This window comes from Priestia sp. BR_2 (assembly GCF_041954005.1).
In the GTDB taxonomy this organism is placed as follows: domain Bacteria; phylum Bacillota; class Bacilli; order Paenibacillales; family Paenibacillaceae; genus Paenibacillus_AQ; species Paenibacillus_AQ lautus_A.
Genome location: NZ_JAVFHM010000231.1, coordinates 1 through 868, shown reverse-complemented (window position 1 = coordinate 868; position 868 = coordinate 1). Strand labels below are relative to the sequence as shown.

Annotated in this window: 2 protein-coding genes; one reads left to right on the top strand and one right to left on the bottom strand. The window is 40.1% G+C overall.

All coding sequences use genetic code 11. The features are described 5' to 3' along the window. The coding region (locus RB298_RS19085; RefSeq protein ID WP_486048029.1) for an HAD hydrolase family protein at positions 1-585 on the top strand (585 nt) is incomplete at its 5' end. Between the two features lie 26 nt (positions 586-611). Here the strand turns inward: RB298_RS19085 and RB298_RS19080 are convergent. After that, on the bottom strand, positions 612-868 hold a 257-nt coding region (locus RB298_RS19080; RefSeq protein ID WP_486048027.1), incomplete at its 5' end, for a cupin domain-containing protein.

Genomic DNA, 868 nt, shown 5'->3' with positions numbered 1-868 from the left:
ACCGCAAACGGAGCGTTTACTGTACATAATGAAGAAGTCATTCATAAGCTTTCCATGAATAAGCATGTTGCGCGTGAAGTCTTTGAATACGCGGCATTAGAAAATCACGGTCTTTCATTTTATACAAAAGAGCTCAGCATGAACGGTGTCAAAGATGATAATATTTTAAAAGCACTGAAGGAAACATTATCGCTCAGTGATTATCCTCAAATGAATGAGCGTATTTATGATGAAGACATTTATTTAATGTGCTTATACATTGATGGTAAAACGGCTGATCAGTATAAACAACGATTTCCCCAGTTAATGTTTAAAAGATGGCATCCTTTTGTCGTAAGTGTTCTTCAAGAAGAAATTACAAAATCGGTAGCTATCCTGAAGGTCTTAGACTATTTTAACATCCATCAATCCGAGGCTATCGCATTCGGAGACGGAGAAAATGACATCGATATGATAGAGTTAGCTGGCCTTGGAATTGCGATGGGTAACGGATCTGATAAGTTAAAAAGCGCCGCTGATTTTGTCACGAAGAAATCGGGTGAAGACGGGATTGAGTTTGCCCTTAAAAAATTTAAAGTCCTATAGAAAAGTGGCACGCCTAGATAACTTATCTAAGCGTGCTTTTTTCTTTTCATGAATGTTTCAGGATGTAGCTCCTCCGATTGAATGACAATGGCAGCCATGCCGGTTTCACTTGCCGACGTATGCCACTCTCCTTTTTCCCACAGTACTGCTTCCCCACTTTTAATCGAAATTCGCTTTTGGTCCTCTCCTGTTACCCATCCTTCACCTTCGACTACGATAAATAGCTGGGAGATAGGAGCTTGATGATGCCCTACCGTTCCTTCTCCGTCTATATACATATAAC